Source organism: Pseudoduganella sp. LjRoot289, from assembly GCF_964252925.1.
GTDB lineage: Bacteria > Pseudomonadota > Gammaproteobacteria > Burkholderiales > Burkholderiaceae_D > Rugamonas.
On the sequence record NZ_CAXUPN020000001.1, the window covers coordinates 5,563,516 to 5,590,001 of the forward strand.

Sequence of the window (26,486 nt, forward strand, 5' to 3'; positions counted from 1 at the left end):
GAGGGGTAGACAAGAGGCAAATACTACAACATTAATAACTGCCAAGTCATCAATTTACAATTGGAAATAGGTAGGGATTTGTTGCGCCGCAACACGAGGCGGTCCGGGCGGCGCGCGCGAAAAAAAACCGGAGCCAACGAGGATCGCCCGTCGTGCTCCGGTGGGAGTGAAAACCACTACTGGGAATCAGCGCGGCAGGACGGACGAACCCATCAGGAATTCATCGACTGCGCGGGCGCACTGGCGCCCTTCGCGGATGGCCCAGACCACCAGGGACTGGCCACGGCGCATGTCGCCTGCTGCAAATACTTTCGGTGCCGAGGTCTTGTAGCTGTGCTCGCCCTCGGTGGCGGCCTTGGCGTTGCCGCGACCATCTTTTTCGACGCTGAAGGCGTCCAGGATGTTCTGCACCGGCGACACGAAGCCCATGGCCAGGAACACCAGGTCGGCCTTCATTTCGAATTCGGAATTCGGCACTTCGGCCATCTTGCCGTCCTTCCATTCCACGCGGCAGGCGATCAGCTTCTCGACCTTGCCGCCCTTGCCTTCCAGGCGCTTGGTGGCGACGGCCCAGTCGCGCTCGCAGCCTTCCTCGTGCGAAGAGGAGGTGCGCAGCTTGGTCGGCCAGTACGGCCACACCAGCGGCTTGTTTTCCTGCTCGGGCGGCATCGGCATCAGTTCGAACTGGGTCACCGAGGCGGCGCCGTGGCGGTTGGAGGTGCCGACGCAGTCGGAACCGGTGTCGCCGCCGCCGATCACGACCACGTGCTTGCCGGTGGCCTTGATCTGGTCCTTCACCTTGTCGCCGGCGTTGACCTTGTTCTGCTGCGGCAGGAAGTCCATGGCGAAATGCACGCCCTTCAGTTCGCGGCCGGGAACCGGCAGGTCGCGCGGCTGCTCGGCGCCGCCGGCCAGGACCACGGCGTCGAATTCCTTCTCCAGGTCCTCGGGGAAGATGGTTTCCTTGGCCCAGTTGTTGACGTTGGCCGGGAAGTCCTTGCCGATCAGCACGCTGGTGCGGAAGGTCACGCCTTCGGCCTGCATCTGCTCGACGCGGCGGTCGATGTGCGACTTTTCCATCTTGAAGTCGGGGATGCCGTAGCGCAGCAGGCCGCCGACGCGGTCGCTCTTCTCGAACACGGTCACGTCGTGGCCGACGCGGGCCAGCTGCTGGGCCGCGGCCAGGCCGGCGGGGCCGGAACCGACCACGGCGACCTTCTTGCCGGTGCGGGTGGCCGACGGTTCCGGCACCACCCAGCCGTGCGCCCAGCCTTCGTCGATGATCTTGTGCTCGATCGACTTGATGCCGACCGGATCGTCGCTGATGCCCAGGGTGCAGGCGGACTCGCACGGCGCAGGGCAGATGCGGCCGGTGAATTCCGGGAAGTTGTTGGTCGAGTGCAGCACGTCCAGCGCGTCGCGGTAGTTGCCGCGATAAACCAGGTCGTTCCAGTCCGGGATGATGTTGTTGACCGGGCAGCCGTTGTTGCAGAACGGGATGCCGCAGTCCATGCAGCGCGCGCCCTGCACCTTGGCCTGCTCGTTGCTCAGGTGCAGGACGAATTCCTTGTAGTTCTTGAGGCGCGACTCGGGAGCCAGATAGCTCTCATCCTGACGCTTGAATTCCATGAAGCCGGTGATTTTACCCACGATATTTCCTTATTCTTGTCCAGATCAGGCAGCGATGGCCTGGGTTTCCATTTCCAGCGCGGCGTTTTCAGCCATCTCGATCAGCGCGCGCTTGTATTCGTTCGGGAACACTTTCACGAACTTGGCGCGGCCTTCGGCCCAGTTGTCGAGCAGCAGACGGGCGCGGGTGCTGCCGGTGTGCTTGAAGTGGCGCTCGATCAGGCGCTTCAGGATGACCTCGTCGGCCTCCGCCTCGCCGTCGCGGTGCTGGGCGTGCCAGGTGGTCTGGTCCACCTTCTGCTCCGACGCCGGCACCACGGCTTCCAGGCTGACCATGGCCGGGTTGCATTTCTGCGCGAAATCGCCGTCCGGGTCGTACACGTAGGCGATGCCGCCCGACATGCCCGCCGCGAAGTTGCGGCCGGTGGCGCCCAGTACCACGACGGTGCCGCCGGTCATGTATTCGCAGCCGTGGTCGCCCAGGCCTTCGACCACGGTGGTGGCGCCCGAGTTACGCACAGCGAAACGCTCGCCCGCCACGCCGTTGAAGAAGGCTTCGCCGGCGATCGCGCCGTACAGCACGGTGTTGCCGATGATGATGTTGTTGACCGCCCAGCCGCGGAACTCGGTGTTCGGACGCACGATGATGCGGCCGCCCGACAAGCCCTTGCCGACGTAGTCGTTGCCCTCGCCCACCAGGTCGATGGTGATGCCGTGCGCCAGGAAGGCGGCGGCGGACTGGCCGGCCGTGCCTTGCAGCTGGATGTGGATGGTGTCGTCCGGCAAGCCTGCATGGCCGTAGCGCTTGGCCACTTCGCCCGACAGCATGGTGCCGACGGTGCGGTTGACGTTGCGCACCGGCGAGATGAAGGAGACGCGTTCGCCCTTCTCCAGCGCGGCTTTCGCTTGCGCGATCAGCTTGTGGTCCAGCGCCTTGTCCAGACCGTGGTCCTGGTCTTCGACGTGGCGGATGGCCTGGCCGTTCTGCACTTCCGGCTGGTAGAAGATGGCGCTGAAGTCCAGGCCTTTCGCTTTCCAGTGGCTCACGGCTTTCGACTTGTCCAGCAGGTCGACGCGGCCGATCAGCTCGTCATAGCTGCGGATGCCCAGCTGGGCCATCAGCTGGCGCGCTTCCTCGGCGACGAAGAAGAAATAGTTGACCACGTATTCAGGCTTGCCCTGGAACTTGGCGCGCAGCACGGGGTCCTGCGTGGCGACGCCGACCGGGCAGGTGTTCAGGTGGCACTTGCGCATCATGATGCAGCCCTCGACCACCAGCGGCGCGGTCGCGAAACCGATCTCGTCGGCGCCCAGCATGGCGGCGATGACGACGTCGCGGCCGGTACGCATCTGTCCGTCTGCTTGCACCCGGATGCGGCTGCGCAGGCCGTTCAGCACCAGCGTCTGCTGGGTCTCCGCCAGGCCCAGCTCCCACGGGGTGCCGGCGTGCTTGACCGAGGACAGCGGCGAAGCGCCGGTGCCGCCGTCGTGGCCGGCCACGACCACGTGGTCGGCCTTGGCCTTGGTGACGCCCGCGGCCACGGTGCCGATACCGACTTCGGACACCAGCTTGACCGAGATCGAGGCGCGCGGATTGACGTTCTTCAAGTCGTGGATCAGCTGTGCCAGATCTTCGATCGAGTAGATATCGTGGTGCGGCGGCGGCGAAATCAGGCCCACGCCCGGCACCGAGAAGCGCAGCTGGGCGATGTATTCGGACACTTTATGGCCCGGCAGCTGGCCGCCTTCGCCCGGCTTGGCGCCCTGCGCCATCTTGATCTGGATCTGGTCGGCCGAGTTCAGGTACTCGGCGGTGACGCCGAAGCGGCCCGACGCCACCTGCTTGATGCGCGAGCGCATCGAATCGCCCGCCTGCAGCGGGATGTCGACCACGATCTGCTCGGAGCCCACCACGGAAGCCATGGTTTCGCCCTGCTTGATCGGGATGCCCTTCAGTTCCTTGGTGTAGCGCGCCGGATCCTCGCCGCCTTCGCCGGTGTTGGACTTGCCGCCGATGCGGTTCATCGCGACGGCCAGCGTGGCGTGCGCTTCGGTCGAGATCGAACCGAGCGACATGGCGCCGGTGGCGAAACGCTTGACGATGTCCTTGGCCGGCTCGACTTCGTCCAGCGGGATGGCTTTCGCCGGATCGAGCTTGAACTCGAACAGGCCGCGCAGGGTCAGGTGGCGCTTGCTCTGGTCGTTGATGATCTGCGCGTACTCTTTATAGGTCGAGTAGTTGTTGGCGCGGGTCGAATGCTGCAGCTTGGCGATCGCGTCCGGGGTCCACAGGTGGTCTTCGCCGCGCACGCGGAAGGCGTACTCGCCGCCGGCGTCCAGCGCTTCGCGCAGCACCGGATCGTTGCCGAAGGCCAGGTTGTGCAGGCGCAGCGCCTCTTCCGCCACTTCGAACACGCCGATGCCTTCCACGTTGGAGGCCGTGCCCTTGAAGTATTTGTTCACCAGCGACTTGTTCAGGCCGATCGCTTCGAAGATCTGCGCGCCGCAGTAGGACATATAGGTCGAGATGCCCATCTTGGACATGACCTTCATCAAGCCCTTGCCGATGGCCTTGGTGTAATTGTAGATGGCTTGCTCGCCGGACAGTTCGCCCGTCATTTCATGCGCCAGCTCCAGCAGCGTTTCCATCGCCAGGTAGGGGTGGACGGCTTCCGCGCCGTAGCCCGCCAGCAGGGCGAAGTGGTGGGTTTCGCGGGCCGAGCCGGTTTCCACCACCAGGCCGGTCGAGGCGCGCAGGCCCTTGCTGACCAGGTGCTGGTGGATGGTGGAGGTGGCCAGCAGCGCCGGGATCGCCACGCGGTCCGCGCCGACCGAACGGTCGGACACGATCAGGATGTTGTGGCCGGACTTGACCGCGTCCACCGCTTCGGCGCACAGCGAGGCCAGGCAGGCTTCCACGCCCTCTTTGCCCCATGCCAGCGGATAGCAGATGTTCAGCTCATAGGACTTGAACTTGCCGCCGGTATGCAGGGAGATGCCGCGCAGGCGGGCCATGTCGTCGAAGCCCAGGATGGGCTGCGACACTTCCAGGCGCATAGGCGGATTGACGTTGTTGGTGTCGAGCAGGTTCGGTTTCGGGCCGATGAAGGACACCAGCGACATCACCATCGCTTCGCGGATCGGGTCGATCGGCGGGTTGGTCACCTGGGCGAACAGCTGCTTGAAGTAGTTGTACAGCGGCTTGAGCTTGTTGGACATGACGGCCAGCGGCGAGTCGTTGCCCATGGAGCCGGTGGCTTCCTCGCCGGCGGCGGCCATAGGCGCCATCAGGAAGCGCAGGTCTTCCTGGGTGTAGCCGAAGGCTTGCTGGCGGTCCAGCACCGAGGCCACGGCTTTTTCGCCCGGCGCGCTGCTGTACTTGACGCGGTTGTGCGCCTGCTGGCTTTCGCTCAGCTTGATTTCGTTGAGCTTGATGCGCACCGCGTTGATCCACGCCTTGTAGGGCTTGGCGTTGGCGTAGGTGTCTTTCAGTTCTTTATCGTCGATGATGCGGCCCGCTTCCAAGTCGATCAGGAACATCTTGCCCGGCTGCAAACGCCACTTCTGGATGATTTTCGATTCCGGAATCGGCAGCACGCCCGATTCGGACGCCATCACCACCAGGTCGTCGTCGGTGACGATGTAGCGCGCCGGACGCAAGCCGTTGCGGTCCAGCGTGCCGCCGATGTAGCGGCCGTCGGTGAAGGCCATGGCGGCCGGGCCGTCCCACGGTTCCATCATGGCGGCGTGGTATTCGTAGAACGCGCGGCGGTTGTCGTCCATCGTGGTGTGGTTTTCCCAGGCTTCAGGGATCATCATCATCATCGCCTGGGCGATCGGATAGCCCGCCATCAGCAGCAGTTCCAGCGCGTTGTCGAAGCAGGCGGTGTCCGACTGGCCTTCATAGATCAGCGGGAACAGCTTCTGCAGGTCTTCGCCCAGCACGGCCGACTTCATCACGCCTTCGCGGGCGCGCATCCAGTTGAAGTTGCCTTTGACGGTGTTGATCTCGCCGTTGTGGGCGATCAGGCGGTAAGGGTGGGCCAGCGGCCATTCCGGGAAGGTGTTGGTGGAGAAACGCTGGTGCACCAGCGCCAGCGCCGAGATGCAGCGCGGATCCTGCAGGTCTTTATAGTAGACGCCGACCTGGTCGGCCAGCAGCAGGCCTTTGTACACGACGGTGCGGGCCGACATCGACGGCACGAAGAATTCCTTGCCGTGCAGCAGTTGCAAGGCCTGGATGGCGTGGCCGGACGATTTGCGGATCACGTACAGTTTGCGCTCGAGCGCGTCGGTGACCATGATGTCCGGGCCGCGGCCGATGAAGATCTGGCGGATCAGCGGCTCTTTGGCGCGCACGGTCGGCGACATCGGCATGTCGTAGTCGACCGGCACGTTGCGCCAGCCCAGCACGACCTGGCCTTCGATGCGCACGGCGCGCTCGATTTCCTGTTCGCAGGCGATGCGCGACGCGTTTTCCTTCGGCAGGAAGACCATGCCCACGCCGTATTCGCCTGGCGGCGGCAGTTCCACGCCCTGTTTCGCCATTTCGTCGCGGTAGTACTGGTCCGGAATCTGGATCAGGATGCCGGCGCCGTCGCCCATCAGCGCGTCCGCGCCGACCGCACCCCGGTGGTCCAGGTTCTTCAGGATCAGCAGACCCTGTTCAACGATGGAATGGCTCTTGTTGCCCTTGATGTGGGCGACGAAACCGACGCCGCAAGCGTCATGTTCATTGGCTGGGTCGTACAAACCTTGCGAAATCATGCGTTTCTCCACTGCTTTTAAATATCGAAAACCCAGAGTAGTGCAATGCACCAAAAAACTCAACTAGAACAATTAGGGTCGGAGTCGAATTAATTTTTTCCACGTCGCTCAAAAATTCAATTGGGGACAGAGTGGAAGTGCCCATTAAAAAACCCGGCGGCGCCGGGTTGGCACCTGGTTTTCCGTGCCGGTTCAGGCGGGTCTCTTGAACGGCCGGCCCCGCTTGGCCGGCAAGACCTGCCGTTGCACGCGGTTTTGCAGCTCGGTCTTGAAGCGCTCCGAACCCAGCGGCCAGCCCTTGAGCACCGCCTTCTCCACGATGGCGATCTCGTCTGCCGGCAGATCCTGCCCGGCGCGCTCGATATAGGCCGCCTCGCGCTGGAAGGGCGTGTTGCCCAGCGCCCAGTACAGCGCGTGGTCGGTCACCGCCGGGTCGCTGCGCAAACCGGCGTGGTGGGCGTAGCTGGACCAGGGATAGTCCTCCGGCCGCGCGGCCAGGCCGCTGCGCACCGGGAGGAACTCGATATAGCGGCTATTGCTCATCAGATATGTCTCGCCGTCGATGACGGAGGTTTTGTAGCGTCCCTGCCAAAGCGTGCCCGAGCGGCCGTATTTCTGGTTGAAATAGGGCACGTAATAGCGGCCTATCCACTGCATCATCAAGCCCAGGCCGTCCTGGTCGCTGGGGGTGAGCAGGAAATGCAGCTGGTCCGGCGTCAGCACATAGGCGTGCACCGCCACTTTCCAGTTTTTGGCGGCGCTGCGCAGCCAGCCGAGGAAGGCGGCGTAGTCGTCGGCGTCCTGGAACACGGCCTGGCCGTTGAGGCCGCGCTGGACCACGTGGTGCGGCTGGAAGGGAACGACAAGACGGGGCAGGCGGGCCATGATCAGGGACGGGGCGAGTGGCTGGAGCCGCGATGCTACCGCATTTCATCTACTCTGTCCCCGATTATTTCGCCCGGCCGAAAAATCTCGCCGACTCCGTCCCTCTTTACCTGGAATAACTCAGCGCGCGGCGGCCGGCGGCCGCCGGTGGCGACGCGGCGCCCGCCGGCGCTGCCAGCTGGAACACGCTGACGGCCAGCGCCAGCGCCTGGCTCTGGTCCTGCAGGGCGGCCGCCGCCGCGGCCGCCTCCTCCACCAGCGCGGCGTTTTGCTGCGTGACCTCGTCCATCTGCGAGATGGCGCGGTTGATCTGCTCGATGCCGCTGGTCTGCTCCACGCTGGCGGCGGTGATCTCGCCGATGATGTCGGTGACGCGCCGCACATTGACCACGATCTCCTCCATGGTGCTGCCGGCCTGGTCGACCAGCTTGGCGCCGGTCGACACCTGCTCCACCGAGTCGCCGATCAGCACCTTGATCTCGCGCGCGGCGGCCGCGCTGCGCTGGGCCAGGTTGCGCACCTCGGTCGCCACCACGGCGAAGCCGCGCCCCTGCTCGCCGGCCCGGGCCGCTTCCACGGCCGCGTTCAGCGCGAGGATGTTGGTCTGGAAGGCGATGCCGTCGATGACGCCGATGATGTCGACGATCTTGAGCGCCGACGCGTTGATCATGCCCATGGTGTCGACCACCCGGCTGACCACGGCGCCGCCGCGCTGGGCCACGTCCGAGGCGGTCAGCGCCAGCGTGTGCGCCTGGCGCGAGTTGTCGCCGTTCTGCTTGACGGTGGCGGTCATCTGCTCCATCGAGGCGGCGGTCTCCTGCAGCGAACTGGCCTGGGACTCGGTGCGCGCCGACAGGTCCATATTGCCGCTGGCGATCTGGCTGGACGCGGTGGCGATGGTGTCGGTACCGCCGCGCACCTGGCCGACGATGCGCACCAGGCTGGCGTTCATGTCCTTGAGCGCCTGCAGCAGCTGGCCGGCCTCGTCGCTGCGGCCGACGTGGATCTGGCTGCTCAAGTCGCCGGCCGCGACGGTCTGCGCCACCTGCACGGCCTGCTGCAGCGGCGCGGTGATCGAGCGCGTCAGCACATAGGCGAACCAGGTGCCCAGCAGCAACGCGGCGCCCGCCATGGCCAGCAGGAACCAGCGGCCCTCGCTGTATTGCCGCTGCACCTGGGCCGCCAGCTCCCGGCCCACGCCGGCCTCGTGCGCGCCGATGACATTGACCGCCTGCTGGTAGGCGGCGAACTGCGCTTCCAGCTTGTCCTCCACCAGCTTGCGGGCGCCGTCTGCGTCGCCGCCCTTTTTCAGTGCGAACACCGCGTCGCGCGTCGCCGCGTATTGCTTGCGCACCGGCGTGACCGCGTCGAACAGGCGTTTTTCCTCGCCGCCGGCAAGCAGGGTTTCCAGTTGTTTTTGAATCGCGTTGACGCGTTCGCGGGTGGCGGCAGCCTTGTCGGCTTCGCCTTTCGATTCGGCCTGTTCGGTGTTGCGGGCGAAGGCGATCACGCGCACGCCGCTGATGCTGATCAGGCCGTGCCACTCGGCCGTCAGGCGCTCCTTGAGCATGGCGCTGCCGACCATGTCCTCGCTCAGCCGGCCCACCGCCTGCAGCCGCCAGACGCCGGCCGCCGCCATCAAGACCATCATCAGCATGACGACGCCGAAGCCCGCGCCCAAGCGCATCCCTATCTTCCAGTTCCGAAAATTCATCGCACCCCTCCTACCATGGACGCGCCGTCAGCCCTGGTTCGGCGGCGCTGGAAAGTCCATAGTAGATTAAATGTGACGTGAGGAAACTATCGAAAAGTCACGATGACGACGCTAGCTGAAAGTACTTGCTGGAAATCGCTCAAGAAAGATTGAAGCTGGCGGACAGGCTGTAGCCCTCGCCATAGGCGCTGCGCAGCGGCAGATCCTCGCCCAGGCCGCTGCGCGCCTTCTTGCGCAGGCGGTACACCAGCATGTCGACGCGCCGTCCGGCGTCCGGATCGTCGCCGCCTATGCCGGCCACGATGACCTGGCGCGGCACGGGCCGGGTGTTAATTGTCAGCAGATGCAGGAAGTTGCACTCTTTTTCGGTCAGGGTGATGGCATGGCCCTGCAGTTCGAGCAGGCGGGCGCTGACTTTCAAGGTCCACTTGTTGAGCACAGGCAGCGGCTCCTGCGGGCCGACGCGGCGGTCCAGCGCCTCGATATGGGCGGCCAGTTCGGGGAACTTGATCGGCTTGGTCAGGTAGTGGTCCGCGCCCAGGCGCAGGCCGAGGATGCGGTTGTCGAAGGCGACGCGGCCGGTCAGCACCAGCAAGCCTATCTGCGGATACAGCTGGCGCATGCGCGGAATGACATTGAAGCCATCCTCGTCCGGAAGGCCCAGGTCGAGCACCACCACGCCAACATTGCCTTGGCTGAGGGCCGACCACATGTCGCCGGCGTTGTTGGTGATGTGGACTTCGTGTTCAAGCTCAATCAGGAACTCCGCCATTTCCTCGGCATAGTCCAGATTGTCTTCCACGATCAGTATCTGCGTCATTGATGCGCCAATCTTAAATGTGTTGCAAGCCTAAGTTTGCGTGCGAGAATTATCACGGTTGCCTAGGCGGGGCGCAAGGTTTTTCCCGGCTTACGCGGGTATGGGTAGCCAAATACGGAATTTCTTGCCGCTTTCAGAGAAATTTTCCACGGTCAGCGTGCCGCCGTGCACCTCCACCACCGCCCGCGCCATGTACAGGCCCAGGCCGGAGCCCGCCACGCCGTGGGCGGAGCGGCCGCGGAAGCCTCTGTCGAACAGCTTACCCATTTCATCGGCAGGTATGCCAGCCCCCTGGTCCGATACCGCCAATTCAATGCCACCCTCTGTTGCTTTTTTGCCGATAAGTGTTATCTCAGCACTATCATCCGTGTACTTTATGGCATTGTCCAGCAAAATGTCCAGGGCAAGGCGCAAGCCGGCCGGGTCGCAGCGCAGCCATTGCGGCAGCCCCTCCTCCTGCACCCGGATCGCCGCGCGGCGGGATTTGGCCTGCTCGGCCGCGTTTTCCAGCAGCGCCAGCGGCGACACCTCGTTCGGCTGGCGCTTGCGGCCTATGCTGGCCATGCGCTCGGGCGACAGATACTCGTCCAGCATGGCCAGCAGGCGGTCGACCGCGGTCTGGATCTTGGTGTAGCGCTTGCGGGTCGCTTCGTCGTGGTGGGCGCCGGTCATTTCCAGGCGCTGGACGGCGCCGTCTATGGTCGACAGCGGGGTGCGGAACTCGTGCGACAGCATGGAGGCGAATTTTTTCTGCTGCTGCTGCCATTCCTGCCGTTCGCTGACGTCGCGCACCGAGCCCGACAGCGCCACCGCGGCGCCGATCTCGTTGAGCACCAGCGTCGATTCGATTTCCACCGGGATCAGGTGGCCGTCTGCATGCGGCAGTTCCATTTCGCGCTTGACGCGCAGGCGGCTGCGTTCGCCGGCGGCGAAGCGCTCCAGGCGCTTGGGCAGGTCGGCCACCAGCTGGTCCGACAGCGCCTGCACCCGCTCCAGCGTGTAGCCGAAGCGGCGCCCGGCGGCCGGGCTCAGGTATTGTATGCGGCCGCTTTCGCAGTCCAGCAGGAAGTGCACCTCGCTGCTGTTGTCGAGGATCTGCTTGTACAGTTCGGCCGGGGGCAGGGATACGCTCATGGCCTAGTCCGCCAGCGGCGCGAAGATCTGCTGCAAGTCTTCCTGGGTGAGCGCCATCTTCTGCGACTCGCCTTCTGCCAGGATGGACTGCGCCAGGTCGGATTTCTTCTGCTGCAGCACCTGGATCTTCTCCTCCAGCGTGCCCTTGGCAATCAGCTTGTAGACGAACACCGGCTTGTCCTGGCCGATGCGCCAGGCGCGGTCGGTGGCCTGGTTCTCGGCCGCCGGGTTCCACCACGGGTCGTAGTGGATGACGGTGTCGGCCGCCGTCAGGTTCAGGCCGACGCCGCCCGCTTTCAGGCTGATCAGGAACAGCGGCACCGCGCCCTGCTGGAAGGCCGCCACTTGCGCGCTGCGGTCCTTGGTTTCGCCGGTCAGCAGCGCGTAAGGGATGTCGCGCAGCTCGAGCTCCTCTTCGATCAGCTCGAGCATCGAGGTGAACTGCGAGAACACCAGGATCTTGCGGCCCTCCTCCAGCAAATCCTCGATCATCTGCATCAGGTCGGTCAGCTTGGCCGAGCCGGCGGTCTGCTTCTTCGACGGCAGCGACTTCACCAGGCGCGGGTCGCAGCACACCTGGCGCAGCTTGAGCAGCGCCTCCAGGATGACGATCTGGCTGCGCGCCACGCCCTTGCGGTCGATTTCCTCGCGCACTTTCTGGTCCATGGCCAGGCGCACGGTTTCGTACAGGTCGCGCTGGGCGCCGGTCAGCTCGACCTTGCGCACCATTTCCGTCTTGGCCGGCAATTCCTTGGCCACGTTGTCCTTGGTCCGGCGCAGCAGGAAGGGCTTGATGCGGCGGTTCAGCAGCGCGCGGCGCTGCGGGTCGTCCTGGCGCTCGATCGGGTGGCGGAACTGGGCGTTGAAGGCCTTCTCGTCGCCCAGCAGGCCGGGCAGCAGGAAGTGGAATTGCGACCACAACTCGCCCAGGTGGTTCTCCAGCGGCGTGCCGGACAGGCACAGCCGGTGCCTGGCATTGAGCAGGCCGGCGCTCTGGGCCGCCTTGGAGCGGGTGTTCTTGATGTAGTGCGATTCGTCCAGGATGACCATGTGGAACTCCTCCTCGCGCAGCTTTTCCTCGTCGCGCGGCAGCAGCGCGTAGGTGGTCAGCACCAGGTCGGACTGCTGGATCTGCTCGAACTGCTGCATGCGGTCCTTGCCTTGCAACAAGAGCACGCGCAGCTCGGGCGCGAAGCGGGCCGACTCGTCCTGCCAGTTGCCCATCAGGCTGGTCGGCGCGATCACCAGCACCGGGTGCGTCAGGCGCCCGGCCTCCTTTTCCACCAGGATGTGGGCCAGGGTCTGCACCGTCTTGCCCAGGCCCATGTCGTCGGCCAGGATGCCGGCCAGGTTATATTCGCGCAGGAACTGCATCCACGCCAGGCCGTCGGACTGGTAGTCACGCAAGGTGGCGCGCAGGCCGGCCGGGGTGGCGACCCGCTTGACCGCGTTGAACTGGTTGAGCTTGCGGCCCATGTCGCGCAAGGCCTCGCCGCCGGTCCACTCGAAGTCCACGTTGCGGGCCAGCTCGTCCAGGCGCGCCGCGTCCAGGGTCGCCATGTGGACCGAGGTCTTGATCTTTTCGTTGAAGTACAGCTCGCCCAGGGTGGCCAGGATCGGCTTGACCCGGTTCCACGGCAGCGCCACGCGGCTGCCGTCGGCCAGGGTGGCCAGCATCTGGTCTTCCTCGGCGTGGGCGGCCAGCGCCTTCGGGCTGAAGTCCAGCGGGGCGTTGCGTATCATCTGCACCAGCACCGGCAGCAGCGGCACGCGCTCGCCGTCCACCGTGATGCCCAGCTCCAGGTCGAACCAGGCGTTGCCGCCGTCGGCGTCGTCGGTTTCCACCTCGGCGTACCAGCCGTCCACGGCGTTCACGTCGTAACGGTATTTGGCCGATTTCTCCACCAGCCAGCCTTGCGCCTGCAATTCGGCCACGCCGTCGGCGGCGAAGCGCAGCCAGTCGGCCTGGCCGGCCAGCAGCAGGGCGCCGCGCACGCTCGACAGCGGCAGCGCGTTGGGCTTGCGGAAGCCGAGCGCGGCCAGGGTGGCCAGCGCGTCCGCCTCGGCCTGCTCGTCGCGCTGTATCACCTCGGTCACCTCGCCGCGCTGGCGCACCACCCGCTGCGACGGGTCGAAGGAGACGCGCTCGCCGTCGTAGTCATAGGACAGCACGGCGAAATCGTGCCAGCGCTGCAGGCTGCCGTCGGACAGCATGGCGGCGTCCAGCGCCAGGATGGGGCGCGGCTTGACGTCCTGGCGCACGCGCTGCGGCAGCGGCTGCGGCAGCGGCATCAGCTGTTGCAGGCCGTGCGCCAGCAGCAGCTGGGACACGCGCAGCTTGTCGCTGCTGGTGAGCAGCGGCGCCTGGGCCACCAGCGCCTGCAGCTCGGCCAGCGGGATCTCGGCGCCGCCCTGGTTCAGGAACAGTTCGCCGCACGAAAGATTGTCGATATACCACGGCGGCTCGGTCGGCAGCATGTAGTCGAGCTGGTCGGCGCCGTGGTGGCGCGCGCCTTCCGGCGGCTCCACGGCCCAGCCCAGGCGCAAGCCCTTGCCTTCCTCGCGCCATGCCAGGTTGGCCTGGCGCAGGGGGCCGAATTTCATCGGATAGACCAGGCCGTTGCCGACGTCGGCCCAGGAATTGGCCCACAGCAGCTTGTCTTGCTCGGCCAGCATCTTCAGCAGCGCCGCGCCGATCTTGCCGCGCGGCTCGGTGGCGGTGCCGGTCTGCGAATTCGGGCCGCTGCGCATTGCCACAAAGAAACGAATCAAGTCCTCGTCGCCGGCCGCCAGGAAGCTGGGCGGGGCCGACAGCAGGGAAAACACTTCGCTGACCGGGGTCGCGGCAGCCACGTCGCCGTTCGGGCGCAGCCTGGCTTTGTACAGGCACAGCGCCACATGGCGGCCGCCGCTGGTCGGCGCCAGCACGTAGATCAGCTTGTATTGGGGCTGCGCCTGCTTGGGATCGGGTTCGGCCGCCAGCAATTTGGCTTTCGGATGCGCGGCAGCATCCACCCGCTGCAGCCAGGTGGCGACGGCATAGGGCAGCTGGGGAGCCGGCGCCGTCGCTGGTGCTGGGGCGGTGGTGGTTTCGCGGGTCTCGTCGCGGGTCAAATCCATAGTGCGCATTATTTCTAACAGATCTTACTGATCGAGGTCGGTTTGAAGTCGGTTCAAAAACTGCAACATGCAATATTATCCGGTTTAGCCGGGTTCCTGTTTGTGTTTCTTCCAACATAGGGCGATCAAAGTTGGCGCATTCCTGCGGTTTGCGTATGATTCCGGGCTTGTCTGCTCAGGAAATCGACCATGTTGCCCACCATCGAACAACGCCTGGCCATCGAATTGGCCGCCAAACCGGTCCAGGTTGCCGCCGCCATCGCCCTGCTCGACGAGGGCGCCACCGTGCCTTTCATCGCGCGCTACCGCAAGGAAGCGACCGGCGGCCTGGACGATATCCAGCTGCGCCTGCTGGAGGAGCGCCTGCGCTATCTGCGCGAGCTGGAAGACCGCCGCGCCGCCATCGTGGCCTCGATCAGCGAGCAGAACAAGATGACCCCGGCCCTGCTGGACGCCGTCATGCACGCCGAGGACAAGACCCGGCTGGAAGACCTGTATCTTCCATACAAGCAAAAACGCCGCACCAAGGCCCAGATCGCGATCGAAGCGGGCCTGGCGCCGCTGGCCGACAGCCTGCTGGCCAACCCCGAACTGACTCCCGAAACGGAAGCGACCCCCTATCTGCGGGCAGCGTTTACCACGCCGGACGGCAACAATGCCGGCGTGGCCGACACCAAGGCGGCGCTGGACGGCGCGCGCCAGATCCTGATGGAGCGCTTCGCCGAGGACGCCACCTTGCTGCAGTCGCTGCGCGAATATGTGCTGGACCACGGTATAGTTGAGTCCAAGGTCGTCGAAGGCAAGCAGGAGGAAGGCGAAAAATTCGCCGACTACTTCGATTATTCCGAGACCATAGGCACGGTGCCCTCGCACCGCGCCCTGGCGCTGCTGCGCGGCCGCCGCGAAGGCATGCTGGACGTGACCCTGCGGCTGGACACCGAGGCCGAGAAGCCGAAGTGGGACGCGCCGCACAATCCGTGCGAAAGCCGCATCTGCGCCCGTTTCGGCATCAAGAACCTGGGCCGCCCGGCCGACAAATGGCTGTCCGACACCGCGCGCTGGACCTGGCGCGTGAAAAGCTTTATGCACCTGGAAAGCGAGCTGATGGGCGCGCTGCGCGAGCGCTCCGAGACCGACGCCATCAACGTCTTCGCCACCAATTTGAAAGCCCTGCTGCTGGCGGCCCCGGCCGGCCAGCGCGCCACCATGGGCCTGGATCCGGGCCTGCGCACCGGCGTCAAGGTGGCGGTGGTCGATTCGACCGGCAAAGTGGTCGAACATGCCACCATCTACCCGCATCAGCCGCGCAACGACTGGGACGGCGCGCTGCACACGCTGAGCAAGCTGGCCGCCAAGCACGACGTTTCGCTGATCTCCATCGGCAACGGCACCGCCTCGCGCGAAACCGACAAGCTGGCGCAAGACCTGATCAAAATGCTGCCGGAGCAGAAGCTGACCAAGATCGTGGTCTCCGAGGCGGGCGCGTCGGTGTACTCGGCGTCCGAGTTCGCCTCGCGCGAGCTGCCGGACCTGGACGTGTCCATCCGCGGCGCCGTCTCCATCGCGCGCCGCCTGCAGGACCCGCTGGCCGAGCTGGTCAAGATCGACCCGAAATCGATCGGCGTGGGCCAGTACCAGCACGACGTCAGCCAGTCGCAACTGGCGCGCTCGCTGGACGCCGTGGTCGAGGATTGCGTGAACGCGGTGGGCGTGGACGTCAACACCGCGTCGGCGCCGCTGCTGGCGCGCGTGTCCGGCCTGTCGGCCAGCGTGGCGCAGAGCATCGTCGCCTACCGCGACCTGAAGGGTGCCTTCACCTCGCGCGCCGGCCTGAAACAGGTGCCGCGCCTGGGCGACAAGACCTTCGAGCAGGCCGCCGGCTTCCTGCGCGTGACGGGCGGCGAGAACCCGCTGGACGCGTCGGCGGTGCACCCTGAGTCCTATCCGCTGGTGGAAAAGATCCTGGGCGACATCAAGAAGGACATCAAATCCGTCATCGGCGACAGCGGGCTGATCAAGACGCTGAACCCGGCCAGGTATGCCGACGACAAGTTCGGCGTGCCGACCGTCACCGACATCCTGAAGGAACTGGAAAAGCCGGGCCGCGACCCGCGCCCCGAATTCACCACGGCCACCTTCAAGGACGGCGTGGAGGAGATCAGCGATCTGCGCCCGGACATGATACTGGAGGGCGTGGTGACCAACGTGGCAGCCTTCGGCGCCTTCGTCGACATCGGCGTGCACCAGGACGGCCTGGTGCACATCTCGGCGCTGTCCAACACCTTTGTCAAGGATCCGCACACGGTGGTCAAAGCCGGCCAGGTGGTGAAAGTGAAAGTGCTGGAAGTCGATCCCAAGCGCAAGCGCATCGCCCTGACCATGCGCTTGAGCGACAGCGCGCCGGCGGCCGGCGCCAGGCCCGAGCAGCGCGCCGACCGGAACGACCGCCGCGCCATGGGTCAGCAGCAGAAGTCGCAGACCCGCGAACCGGCAGTGGCCGGCTCCATGGCGGCCGCCTTCGCCAAGCTGCGCGGCTAAGCTCCCGTACCCGTGCCGGCGTTTTCTTATAAAATGTCGGCATCTTTCCCTTTTTCCCCGAGGCAGCAATGAGCGACGTACAAACCTGGATCAAAGAAACCGTGTCCAACACGCCTGTGGTCCTGTTCATGAAGGGCACCGCCCAGTTCCCGCAGTGCGGCTTTTCCGGCCGCGCCATCCAGATCCTGAAGGCCTGCGGCGTCGAGAACATCGCCACCATCAACGTGCTGGACGATCCTGAAGTCCGCCAAGGCATCAAGGAATACTCGAACTGGCCTACCATTCCCCAGCTCTACATCAAGGGCGAGTTCATCGGCGGCTCGGACATCATGAACGAAATGTTCGAATCGGGCGAACTGAAGGCCCTGCTGGATGCCTGAGCACCCGCAGCGGCTCGTCATCGCCATCACGGGCGCCACCGGCGCCGTGTACGGGGTGCGGCTGCTGCAAGTGCTGAAGGAGATGCCGGACGTGGAGACCCACCTGGTGGTCTCCGACGCGGCCGTGCTCACGCTGCACCAGGAAACCGGCTTGCAGCGCAAGGAAGTCGAGGCGCTGGCGGACGTGGTGCACAAGCAGCACAATATCGGCGCGGCCATTGCCAGCGGTTCTTTCCAGTCGGATGGGATGATCGTCGCGCCCTGCTCGATGAAGACGCTGGCGTCCGTGGCCCACGGCCTGTCGGACAACCTGGTGGCGCGCGCGGCCGATGTGGTGCTCAAGGAGCGCCGCCGCCTGGTGCTGATGGTGCGCGAAACGCCGTTCAACCTGGCGCACCTGCGCAATATGACCGCCGTCACGGAAATGGGCGGCATTATTTTCCCGCCCCTGCCCAGCTTTTACCACCAGCCGCAGAGCATCGCCGAGATGGTGGACCACACGGTGGCCCGCGTGCTCGACCTGTTCGGCCTGGAACACCAGTTGGCCCCGCGCTGGAACGGCCTGGGCTGAGGGCTGAGTGCTGAGCCCGGCCTGCCCGGTCAGCCCTTCTCGAAGCCGCTGCTGACCCGCTTCAATTCCCTCGCTTCTTCCAGCATGCGCCGCTGCGCGATGCGCTTGCGCATCAGTTCGGCGTGGCGGGCTGCCGTCATGGGCGGGGCGGTCATCAGGTCTTTCAGCTGCGCTACATTGCTGTAGTTATTTCTCATCAAGCGGCTCAATGCGGACTCCCGAAATAGCGCATGCGTTGCGCAGTCCTATTGTGCACCAATTCCGTTTCGAAACTGTGACAAATCGCTATCGGGCGCCGAACATTCGCTTGCCACGCCTGGAGAAACAGGATCGCGGCACGCCCGTTCGTTAATTTATTGTTTCATCAACAACGAACGGCGTTTTTATTACTTCTGGTAGTTGACCCGTACCAGCATGCGGATAAATTCGCGGGCGATCTGGCGGTGATGCTCGTCCAGGCGCTGCAAATCGGCAATCAATTTGACGTCGGCCGACTCGAAACGCGACAGTCCGTTGCCGTTTTCGCCTGCCGGCGCGGCCGTCTCCGGTCCGCCGAAGCGCAGCCAGTCGGCGGGCACGCCCAGCCATTGCGCGATCATGCGCAGCTTTTCCTGGGTGGGAATGGCTTCCCCGACCAGCCACTTGCGCGCCGCATGCACCGTTATGGGGCGGCCGTCGAAGCGAATGTTAAATTCCCGCGCCAGGCGGGTTGGACTATCGGGGGAGTAGTGTGCGTTTTTCAGAGCCTGCTGGAGCCGCTGGCTAAAGCTTTCGCGTTCATTGGAAGAATTCATGGTTGCACTATTTCATGAATGGCAATGAATGTCAGTCTCTCGCCCGACAAGACCAATTGTGACAATCGAGAATTTAAGATTTAACATTTTTCCCTCATCAGTGCGCGCCGGCGGCCGCACTTTACCCAAATTTTATATGTGTTATGAAATGATACGGCAAATTGTATTCAGGGAGCAATCTATTAGAGTGAACGTTCGTTCAGCACATACTGCTACCCTATCTTGAACCGTATGATGCCGTCCGGCGCGCAATGCCGTCGCACGATACCGTCGTACCAGAGCTTGTGCAGATGCGCGAGTGCTTCGCCCAAGGCAAAACTGAGCTGGTGCGCGTCCAAAGGGCGGCGAAACATTTGCGGCACGATGTCGGCCGCGCTGCGCCATTCGTCGCGGCAGGCGTCCATCACCTCGGCCAGCCGCTCCACGTGATGCTGCTTCAGCTGGGCGATACGGGTGTGCAAGCCGCGGAAGGGCTTGCCGTGCGAGGGCAGCACCAGCACGTCGGCGGGCAGACCGGCGTACTTATCCAGCGAATCGAGGTAGAGCGTGAGCGGATTGGCCTCCGGCTCGACCGCGAACACCGACACATTGGTGGAGATGCGCGGCAGCACCATATCGCCCGAGATCAGCAGCTTCAGCCCTGCGCAATACAGGGAAGCGTGCTCGGGCGCATGGCCGAAACCCGTGATCACCCGCCATTCGTGGTCACCTATCGCCACCAACTGTCCGTCCTGCATGCGCGTATAGGCCAGCGGCACGGCTGGCACCAGTGTTGGATAGTAATTCTTGCGGCTTTGCATTTTCGCCAGCATCTCCGGGTCGGCCAGGCCATGGCGCTGGAAATGCGGCAGCGCGGCCGTGCCGTCGGTGCCGGGCAGGCCGGCCGACATCATGCGCGCGAAACCATATTCGCCGGTGGTGATCCAGAATGGTGCGTTCCAGCGTCGGCACAGCCAGTCGGACACGCCGACGTGGTCGGGATGGCAATGCGTGGCCAGCACGCGCTGCAGCGGCAAGCCTTGCAGCACGCCGGCGAAGACGGCTTCCCAGCCGTCGCGGGTGGCGTCGGTCGCCGCGCCGCAATCGACCACGCTCCAACCCGGCAGGCCGGCGTCGCCGTGCTTGTCACGCAACAGCCACAAATTGATATGGTCCAGCGCGAACGGCAGCGGCATGCGCAGCCAGGCCACGCCGGGCGCGACCTCCTGCACGGTGCCGGTGGCAGGTATCAGCTGGCCGAAGGGGTATTGCAGTTGGGATTCGAGTGGATTCATGGGCTACAATGTGGTTGACGTTACGTAAACGGAAGTTGAACGCCTATTCTAGCAACCTGCGCTACCAACCTGCGCTCCCAACATGCGCTATCAAGATGCCTACCTACACTATCACCGAACTGGCCCGTGAATTCGACATCACGGCGCGCGCGATCCGCTTCTATGAAGACCAGGGCCTGCTGAGCCCGTCCCGCGAAGGCGCGGGCGGCCGCAACCGCGTCTACACGCCGCGCGACCGCACCCGCTTGAAGCTGACCCTGCGCGGCAAGCGCCTGGGCCTGTCGCTCTCCGAGATCAAGAGCCTGGTGGACATGTACGAGTCGCCCAAGGACACCAGCGCACAGATGCACCGCTTCCTGGGCGTGCTGCAGCAACACCGCGACATGCTGGAACAGCAGCGCGAGGACATCGACATGACCCTGGCCGAGATCACGGCGCACGAGGAAGACTGCAAGCGCATGCTGGCGGCCATCGCGGAGCCGGAAAACACCTCCACTTGACGTTTACGTTAACGTCACATCGCGGTATGATGGGTGCTTCACCACCCCAACCAGAATAACGAGGACGACATGCTTCATCTCCCAGGCCTGACCTTTGACCACGGCGAAGACATCGCCGCCCTCCGCTCCGCCGTGCAGGAGTTCGCCGCCGCCGAAATCGCGCCGCGCGCCGCCGAGATCGACCGCAGCGACCAGTTCCCGATGGACCTGTGGCGCAAAATGGGCGACCTGGGCCTGCTCGGCATCACCGTCAGCGAGGAATACGGCGGCGCCAACATGGGCTACCTGGCCCACATCGTCGCGATGGAAGAGATCTCGCGCGTGTCCGCCTCGGTCGGCCTGTCCTACGGCGCCCACTCCAACCTGTGCGTCAACCAGATCAAGCGCAACGGCACCGAGGAACAGAAGAAGAAATACCTGCCCAAGCTGATCTCGGGCGAACACGTGGGCGCGCTGGCGATGTCCGAGCCGAATGCCGGTTCCGACGTGGTCAGCATGAAGCTGCGCGCCGACTTCAAGGACGGCCGCTGGGTGCTGAACGGCACCAAGATGTGGATCACCAACGGCCCCGACGCGGACGTGCTGGTGGTGTACGCCAAGAACGACCTGGAGGCCGGCCCGAAGGGCATGACCGCCTTCCTGATCGAAAAGAACTTCAAGGGTTTCTCGGTGGCGCAAAAGCTCGACAAGCTGGGCATGCGCGGTTCGCACACCGGCGAACTGGTGTTCCAGGATTGCGAAGTGCCGGCCGAGAATGTGCTGGGCGGCCTGGGCAAGGGCGTCAACGTGCTGATGTCCGGCCTGGACTTCGAGCGCACCGTGCTGTCCGGCGGCCCGCTGGGCATCATGCAGGCTTGCATGGACGCGGTCGTGCCCTACATCCACGACCGCAAGCAGTTCGGCCAGCCTATCGGCGAATTCCAGCTGATGCAGGGCAAACTGGCCGATATGTACTCGACCATGATGGCTTGCAAGGCCTATGTCTACGCAGTCGGCCAGGCCTGCGACCGCGCCGCGACGCCGGAAGCGGTGCGCCAGCTGCGCAAGGACGCCGCCGGCGCCATCCTGTACAGCGCCGAGAAGGCGACCTGGATGGCTGGCGAAGCGATCCAGGCCCTGGGCGGCAACGGCTACATCAACGAGTACCCGGTCGGCCGCCTGTGGCGCGACGCCAAGCTGTATGAAATCGGCGCCGGCACCAGCGAAATCCGCCGCATGCTGATCGGCCGCGAACTGTTCGCGGAAACCAAGTAATACGGCGCAGCATGTCATTCCCGCGCAGGGCTCGGCGCCCCCGCGGGAATCCATGCTGAGCCGGTTCAGTCGCTTGCCTATGGACCGCGGCGGCGGACCGTCCCGCCTGCGCGGCGGTCCGGCGATCCGGAATGACACTACTGGGATTCACTCTATGATCCAGGCTGCATTTCCCAAACTGCTCTCTTCCCAGATAGCGTTCGACATCGCGTGCACCATACGCGACGGTTTCGACAAGCACTACCGCCTGTTCCGCCACACCAGCCAGCAGGCCAAGCTGCATTTCGAGCAGGGCGCGTGGAAGGTGGCGCAGCAGGCCGCGCGCGAGCGCATCGGCTTCTACGACCAGCGCGTGCAGGAATGCGTGCAGATGCTCGAGGACGAGTACGTCCCGGCCGAACTGACCGACGAGGTGTGGCGCGAGTGCAAGCTGCACTACATCGGCCTGCTGTCCGACCACAAGCAGCCGGAACTGGCCGAGACCTTCTTCAACTCGGTCTGCTGCAACATCCTGCACCGCAGCTATTTCCACAACGAGTTCATCTTCGTGCGCCCGGTGGTGTCCACCGAGTACATCGAAACCGAGGAACCGGCGCCGACCTACCGCATGTACTACCCGGGCACGGACGGCCTGCGTTTCACCTTGAAGCGCATCGTCACCAACTTCCAGCTCAACGCCAAGTTCGCCAACCTGGAGCGCGACGTCGAGCAGGTCGAAGCGCGCCTGCGCCAGCTGTTCGGCAACGAGACCCTGGAGCCCAACCACCAGATCCAGGTGCTGTCGAGCCTGTTCTTCCGCAACAAGGGCGCCTACATCGTCGGCAAGGGCATCAACGGGGCGCGCGAATATCCCTTCGTCGTGCCCATCCTGCATAACCGCCATGGCCAGCTGATACTGGACACCGTGCTGTTCGAGCAGGAACAGATCATCATCCTGTTCTCGTTTACGCGCGCCTACTTCCTGGTCGACATGGAAGTGCCGTCGGCCTATGTGCAGTTCCTGCGCACGCTGCTGCCGCGCAAGCCGCGCAGCGAGATCTACACCATCCTCGGCCTGCAGAAGCAGGGCAAGACGCTGTTCTACCGCGACTACCTGCAGCACCTGAAGCATTCGTCCGACCAGTTCGACATCGCGCCCGGCATCCGCGGCCTGGTGATGCTGGTGTTCGCGCTGCCGTCCTTCCCCTACGTGTTCAAGGTGATCAAGGACTTCTTCCCGCCGCCCAAGGAAACCACGCGCGCGCTGATCAAGGAAAAATACCTGCTGGTCAAGCACCACGACCGCGTCGGCCGCATGGCCGACACCCTGGAGTACTCCAACGTGGCCTTCCCGCGCGAGCGCATGAAGGAAGAGCTGATCGCCGAGATCCGCCACTTCGCCCCCTCGCTGCTGGAGGAAGAGGGCGACAAGATCGTCATCAAGCACCTGTACATCGAGCGCCGCATGGTGCCGCTCAACATCTGGCTGACGCACGCCGACCAGGCCGGCGACGACGCCCGCCTCGAGCACGGCGTGCTGGAATACGGCAACGCCATCAAGGAGCTGGTGGCGGCCAACATCTTCCCCGGCGACATGCTGTACAAGAATTTCGGCGTCACCCGCCACAAGCGCGTGGTGTTCTACGACTATGACGAGATCGAATACATCACCGACTGCAACTTCCGCGACATTCCCGAGGCCCGCAACGAGGAGGACGAAATGTCGGCCGAGCCCTGGTACCACGTCGGCAGGCACGACGTGTTCCCCGAGCAGTTCGGCCGCTTTTTGCTCGGCAACGCCAAGATCCGCAAATACTTCCTGCAGCACCACGCCGACCTGCTGACGCGCGAGTTCTGGCAGCGGCGCAAGGAGCGCATCGAGGCCGGCATCGTGGAAGACGTCTTCCCCTATCCGCAGCACATCCGTTTTTCTTACCAGGGCAATCCTGCCGCCACTTCCCCGGCGCACGTCGCGCCGACCTTACTGGAGACCAGTGAAAATGAATGATCCTATCGTCATCGTCGGTGCAGCCCGCACCCCCATGGGCGCCTTCCAGGGCGACTTCTCGGCCAAGAGCGCGCACGACCTGGGCGCCGTGGCGATCCAGGCCGCCGTCGAGCGTTCGGGCGTCGCGCCCGCCGCCGTCGAGCACGTCTACTTCGGCAACTGCCTGATGGCCGGCCAGGGCCAGGCGCCCGCGCGCCAGGCCCTGCTGAAAGCGGGCCTGCCGACCTCGACCGGCGCCGTCACGCTGTCGAAAATGTGCGGTTCGGCCATGCAGGCGGCCATGTTCGCCTACGACGCGCTGGCGGCCGGCAGCGCCGACGTGGTGGTGGCCGGCGGCATGGAATCGATGACCAACGCGCCCTACATCATTCCCAAGGCGCGCGGCGGCTACCGCATCGGCCACGGCATGATGTTCGACCACATGATGTACGACGGCCTGGAAGACGCCTACTCGCGCAACGAGAAGACCGGCGAAGGCCGTTCCATGGGCACCTTCGCCGAAGAGTGCTCGGCCAAGTACCAGTTCACCCGCGAAGCGCAGGACGCGTTCGCGATCGAGTCGGTCAAGCGCGCCCAGGCCGCCACCAGCGAAGGCTGGTTCAAATGGGAAATGGCGCCCGTCACCGTGACCAGCCGCGCCGGCGACAGCGTGATTGACAAGGACGAAGGCCCGCTGAAGGCCAAGATCGACAAGATCCCGACCCTGCGCACCGCGTTCAAGAAAGACGGCACCATCACCGCCGCCTCGTCCTCGTCGATCAACGACGGCGCCGCCGCGCTGGTGATGATGCGCGAATCGACCGCCAAGGCCCAGGGCCTGGCCCCGATCGCGCGCATCCTGGGCCACGCCACCAACGCGCTGGCGCCGGACCAGTTCACCGTGGCGCCGATAGGCGCGATGGAAAAGCTGTTCAAGAAGACCGGCTGGAGCGCCAAGGACGTCGACCTGTTCGAGATCAACGAAGCGTTCGCGGCCGTGCCCATGGCCGCCATGCACGACCTGGACATCCCGCACAGCAAGGTCAACGTGCACGGCGGGGCGTGCGCGCTGGGCCACCCGATCGGCGCCTCCGGCGCCCGCATCATCGTGACCCTGATCGGCGCGCTCAAGCGCACCGGCGGCAAGCGCGGCGTCGCGGCACTGTGCATCGGCGGCGGCGAAGCCACCGCGATGGCCATCGAACTGGTGTAAGAACCCCGGGGTCGGGCGGGGCCGCCGCGGCGGCCCGCCTCGGCGGCCCCGCCTGACCCCAACGAAAGAAAAAGATGATACTGAGCGAAGAACATCAGATGATACGGGACGCCCTGCGGACTTTTTCGCAGGAACGCCTGGCGCCCAACGCGGCGCGCTGGGACAAGGAACACCACTTTCCTAAGGAAGAATTGAAGGAGCTGGCGGCGCTGGGCGCCTTCGGCGTGGCCGTGCCCGAGGAACTGGGCGGCGCCGGCATGGACTACGTGTCGCTGGCCCTGGTGCTGGAGGAAATCGCGGCCGGCGACGGCGGCACCTCCACCGTCATCTCGGTCAACAACTGCCCGGTGTGCAGCATCGCCATGATGTACGCCAACGAACAGCAGAAACAGCAATGGCTGCGCCCGCTGGCGCAGGGCGACATGCTGGGCGCGTTCTGCCTGACCGAACCCCACACCGGCTCGGACGCGGCCGCGCTGCGCACCACCGCCACACGGGTAAAGGACGGCGACGGCGACGGCTACGTGATCAACGGCGTCAAGCAGTTCATCACCAGCGGCAAATACGCCGACGTGGCCATCGTCATGGCGGTCACCGACAAGGCGGCCGGCAAGAAGGGCATCAGCGCGTTCTGGGTGCCGACCAATGCGCCGGGCTACATCGTGGCAGGCCTGGAGCAGAAGATGGGCCAGCACTCGTCGGACACGGCGCAGATCCTGTTCGAAAACTGCCGCATCCCGGCCGCGAACCTGATCGGCGAAGAGGGCATGGGCTACAAGATCGCCCTGTCCGGACTGGAGGGCGGCCGCATCGGCATCGCCTCGCAGTCGGTCGGCATGGCGCGCGCGGCCTACGAGGCGGCGCTGAAATACGCGCGCGAACGCGAAACCTTCGGCAAGACCATCTTCGAGCACCAGTCGGTGCAGTTCAAGCTGGCCGACATGGCGACCCGGATCGAAGCGGCGCGCCAGCTGATCATGCACGCGGCCTCGCTGAAGGACGCCGGCCAGCCCTGTTTAAAAGAGGCCGCGATGGCCAAGCTGTTCGCCTCGGAAATGGCCGAACGCGTATGCTCGGACGCGATCCAGGTGCACGGCGGCTACGGCTACGTGTCCGACTTCCCGGTCGAGCGCATCTACCGCGACGTGCGCGTGTGCCAGATCTACGAGGGCACCAGCGACATCCAGAAGCTGCTGATCGCGCGGGCGCTGTAGGCATGGCGCGCGTGCTGCTGGTGGAGGACGACGCGCGGCTGGCCGCGCTGGTCACCGAGTACCTGCACAACTACGAGTTCACGGTGGAGCTGGCGGCGCGCGGCGACGAGGCGCTGGCGCGCTTCCACGCCTGCGCGCCGGACGTCGTCGTGCTCGACCTGATGTTGCCCGGCATGGACGGCACCGACGTGTGCAAGCAGCTGCGCGCCGCCAGCGGCGTGCCCATCCTGGTATTGACGGCGCGCGAAGACACCTACGACCAGATCGCGCTGCTGGAGCAAGGGGCGGACGATTTCGTCAACAAGCCGGTGCAGCCGCGCGTGCTGCTGGCGCGTTTGCGCGCCCTGCTGCGGCGCACCGCGCCTGCGGCACCGCCGCCCGCCGCGGCGGCGCCGGCCGCGCCGGGCACCCTGGCCTTCGGCGCGCTGGCCATCGTCACGCGCGACCGCACCGTGCTCTGGCGCAGCCAGGCCGTGGAGATGAGCAACAACGAGTACAAGCTGCTGCTGGTGCTGGCCGAGGCGGCCGGCACGGTGCTGTCGCGCGACATGCTGCTGAAGAAATTGCGCGGCATCGATTTCGACGGCCTGGACCGCAGCATCGACAACAACATCTCCAAGCTGCGCCGCAAGTTCGACGACCACGCGGCGGAGAAGATCAAGACGGTGTGGGGCGAGGGTTATCTGTTCTCGCCGTCGGCCTGGGGCTAGCCG

At 65.0% G+C, this 26,486-nt stretch carries 19 protein-coding genes; 9 read left to right on the forward strand and 10 right to left on the reverse strand.

Going from position 1 to position 26,486, the window contains the following annotated elements; translation table 11 throughout:
* Nucleotides 1-186: 186 nt before the first annotated feature.
* The 7 genes from ACSQ8Y_RS23815 to ACSQ8Y_RS23845 all read right to left on the reverse strand — a co-directional run bounded on the left by ACSQ8Y_RS23815 (nucleotide 187) and on the right by ACSQ8Y_RS23845 (nucleotide 14,069).
* Nucleotides 187-1,650 carry a glutamate synthase subunit beta gene (locus tag ACSQ8Y_RS23815; protein ID WP_436268881.1) on the reverse strand — a complete coding sequence of 488 codons (1,464 nt, stop codon included), beginning with the start codon at nucleotides 1,648-1,650 and terminating at the stop codon, nucleotides 187-189.
* A 24-nt stretch (nucleotides 1,651-1,674) separates the two neighbouring features.
* Complete coding sequence (gene gltB / locus ACSQ8Y_RS23820; protein WP_436268882.1) at nucleotides 1,675-6,396, reverse strand: glutamate synthase large subunit; 4,722 nt, start codon at nucleotides 6,394-6,396, stop codon at nucleotides 1,675-1,677.
* A 192-nt stretch (nucleotides 6,397-6,588) separates the two neighbouring features.
* Nucleotides 6,589-7,281: a transposase gene (locus ACSQ8Y_RS23825; RefSeq protein ID WP_436268883.1), complete on the reverse strand. Its 693-nt coding sequence runs from the start codon at nucleotides 7,279-7,281 to the stop codon at nucleotides 6,589-6,591.
* Nucleotides 7,282-7,387: 106 nt separating this feature from the next.
* Nucleotides 7,388-8,995, reverse strand: a complete 1,608-nt coding sequence (locus tag ACSQ8Y_RS23830; RefSeq protein WP_436268884.1) for a methyl-accepting chemotaxis protein — start codon at nucleotides 8,993-8,995, stop codon at nucleotides 7,388-7,390.
* A gap of 139 nt (nucleotides 8,996-9,134) precedes the next feature.
* Nucleotides 9,135-9,815 (reverse strand): response regulator transcription factor, encoded by a 681-nt coding sequence (locus ACSQ8Y_RS23835; RefSeq protein ID WP_436268885.1) that lies wholly within the window; start codon nucleotides 9,813-9,815, stop codon nucleotides 9,135-9,137.
* A 90-nt stretch (nucleotides 9,816-9,905) separates the two neighbouring features.
* The gene (locus ACSQ8Y_RS23840; RefSeq protein WP_436268886.1) at nucleotides 9,906-10,949 is read right to left on the reverse strand and encodes an ATP-binding protein; all 1,044 of its coding nucleotides are present in this window, start codon (nucleotides 10,947-10,949) and stop codon (nucleotides 9,906-9,908) included.
* A gap of 3 nt (nucleotides 10,950-10,952) precedes the next feature.
* On the reverse strand, nucleotides 10,953-14,069 hold the full coding sequence (locus ACSQ8Y_RS23845; protein ID WP_436268887.1) for a DEAD/DEAH box helicase: 3,117 nt from the start codon (nucleotides 14,067-14,069) through the stop codon (nucleotides 10,953-10,955).
* A 189-nt stretch (nucleotides 14,070-14,258) separates the two neighbouring features.
* Between ACSQ8Y_RS23845 and ACSQ8Y_RS23850 the strand changes: the two genes are divergently transcribed.
* The 3 genes from ACSQ8Y_RS23850 to ACSQ8Y_RS23860 all read left to right on the forward strand — a co-directional run bounded on the left by ACSQ8Y_RS23850 (nucleotide 14,259) and on the right by ACSQ8Y_RS23860 (nucleotide 17,558).
* Nucleotides 14,259-16,607 (forward strand): Tex family protein, encoded by a 2,349-nt coding sequence (locus tag ACSQ8Y_RS23850; protein ID WP_436268888.1) that lies wholly within the window; start codon nucleotides 14,259-14,261, stop codon nucleotides 16,605-16,607.
* A 68-nt stretch (nucleotides 16,608-16,675) separates the two neighbouring features.
* Nucleotides 16,676-16,987: a Grx4 family monothiol glutaredoxin gene (grxD, locus tag ACSQ8Y_RS23855; RefSeq protein WP_436268889.1), complete on the forward strand. Its 312-nt coding sequence runs from the start codon at nucleotides 16,676-16,678 to the stop codon at nucleotides 16,985-16,987.
* Nucleotides 16,980-17,558, forward strand: coding sequence for a UbiX family flavin prenyltransferase (locus ACSQ8Y_RS23860; RefSeq protein ID WP_436268890.1), 579 nt, complete (start codon nucleotides 16,980-16,982; stop codon nucleotides 17,556-17,558). The genes grxD and ACSQ8Y_RS23860 overlap by 8 nt, the downstream gene beginning before the upstream one ends.
* Nucleotides 17,559-17,587: 29 nt before the next feature.
* Here the strand turns inward: ACSQ8Y_RS23860 and ACSQ8Y_RS23865 are convergent, their stop codons facing one another.
* From ACSQ8Y_RS23865 to ACSQ8Y_RS23875, 3 genes are all read right to left on the reverse strand, one after another.
* Nucleotides 17,588-17,755: a hypothetical protein gene (locus tag ACSQ8Y_RS23865; protein ID WP_436268891.1), complete on the reverse strand. Its 168-nt coding sequence runs from the start codon at nucleotides 17,753-17,755 to the stop codon at nucleotides 17,588-17,590.
* A 189-nt stretch (nucleotides 17,756-17,944) separates the two neighbouring features.
* Complete coding sequence (locus ACSQ8Y_RS23870) at nucleotides 17,945-18,352, reverse strand: hypothetical protein (protein ID WP_436268892.1); 408 nt, start codon at nucleotides 18,350-18,352, stop codon at nucleotides 17,945-17,947.
* A 212-nt stretch (nucleotides 18,353-18,564) separates the two neighbouring features.
* Complete coding sequence (locus ACSQ8Y_RS23875; RefSeq protein WP_436268893.1) at nucleotides 18,565-19,626, reverse strand: MBL fold metallo-hydrolase; 1,062 nt, start codon at nucleotides 19,624-19,626, stop codon at nucleotides 18,565-18,567.
* Between the two features lie 95 nt (nucleotides 19,627-19,721).
* On the opposite strand from ACSQ8Y_RS23875, the gene ACSQ8Y_RS23880 reads away from it, so the two are divergent.
* From ACSQ8Y_RS23880 to ACSQ8Y_RS23905, 6 genes are all read left to right on the forward strand, one after another.
* Entirely contained in the window at nucleotides 19,722-20,126 is a 405-nt protein-coding gene (locus ACSQ8Y_RS23880) for a MerR family transcriptional regulator (protein ID WP_436268894.1), read from the forward strand.
* A 69-nt stretch (nucleotides 20,127-20,195) separates the two neighbouring features.
* Nucleotides 20,196-21,380 carry an isovaleryl-CoA dehydrogenase gene (locus ACSQ8Y_RS23885; protein ID WP_436268895.1) on the forward strand — a complete coding sequence of 395 codons (1,185 nt, stop codon included), beginning with the start codon at nucleotides 20,196-20,198 and terminating at the stop codon, nucleotides 21,378-21,380.
* A 154-nt stretch (nucleotides 21,381-21,534) separates the two neighbouring features.
* Nucleotides 21,535-23,367, forward strand: coding sequence for a bifunctional isocitrate dehydrogenase kinase/phosphatase (gene aceK / locus ACSQ8Y_RS23890; RefSeq protein ID WP_436268896.1), 1,833 nt, complete (start codon nucleotides 21,535-21,537; stop codon nucleotides 23,365-23,367).
* Nucleotides 23,360-24,559, forward strand: coding sequence for an acetyl-CoA C-acyltransferase (locus tag ACSQ8Y_RS23895; protein ID WP_436268897.1), 1,200 nt, complete (start codon nucleotides 23,360-23,362; stop codon nucleotides 24,557-24,559). The genes aceK and ACSQ8Y_RS23895 overlap by 8 nt, the downstream gene beginning before the upstream one ends.
* A 74-nt stretch (nucleotides 24,560-24,633) precedes the next feature.
* Nucleotides 24,634-25,773, forward strand: coding sequence for an acyl-CoA dehydrogenase family protein (locus ACSQ8Y_RS23900; protein ID WP_436268898.1), 1,140 nt, complete (start codon nucleotides 24,634-24,636; stop codon nucleotides 25,771-25,773).
* Between the two features lie 2 nt (nucleotides 25,774-25,775).
* On the forward strand, nucleotides 25,776-26,483 hold the full coding sequence (locus ACSQ8Y_RS23905; RefSeq protein WP_436268899.1) for a response regulator: 708 nt from the start codon (nucleotides 25,776-25,778) through the stop codon (nucleotides 26,481-26,483).
* Nucleotides 26,484-26,486 lie beyond the last annotated feature (3 nt).